This window comes from Pandoraea soli (genome assembly GCF_902459595.1).
GTDB lineage: Bacteria > Pseudomonadota > Gammaproteobacteria > Burkholderiales > Burkholderiaceae > Pandoraea > Pandoraea cepalis.
In genome coordinates, this window is the sequence record NZ_CABPSG010000049.1 from 1 (window position 1) to 563 (window position 563).

Consider the following 563-nt stretch of genomic DNA (forward strand, 5'->3'; position numbering starts at 1 on the left):
TGGAAGCCGCGCCGCGGACCACGCGTGCGCAAAGCATGGACGTGTTGTCCTCGCAGGCCAACATCGCCGGCTACAAGGCCGTGATGCTTGCCGCCAATCTGTACCAGCGTTTCATGCCGATGCTCATGACGGCCGCCGGCACGGTCAAGGCCGCGCGTCTGGTCGTGCTGGGCGCCGGCGTCGCCGGGTTGCAGGCCATCGCCACGGCCAAGCGTCTCGGTGCGGTCATCGAGGCCTCGGATGTGCGTCCGGCCGTGCGCGAGCAGATCGAATCGCTCGGCGCCAAGTTCATCGACGTGCCTTTCGAGACCGACGAGGAACGCGAGATCGCCAAGGGCGTGGGCGGCTATGCGCGTCCGATGCCGGCGGCATGGCTCGCGCGTCAGTCGCAACTCGTGCACACACGTTTGACGCAGGCGGACATCGTCATCTCCACCGCGTTGATTCCGGGACGCGCCGCACCGACGCTCATCGCCGAAGACACCGTCAAGGCCATGAAGCCCGGCTCGGTGATCATCGATCTGGCGGCAGGGCGCGGCGCGAACGGCGGCGGCAACTGCCCG

1 protein-coding gene is annotated in these 563 nt (G+C 68.0%); it reads left to right on the plus strand.

What is annotated here, in order from left to right:
- The coding region (locus tag PSO31014_RS22250; RefSeq protein ID WP_484555848.1) for a Rossmann-fold NAD(P)-binding domain-containing protein at nucleotides 1-563 on the plus strand (563 nt) is incomplete at both ends.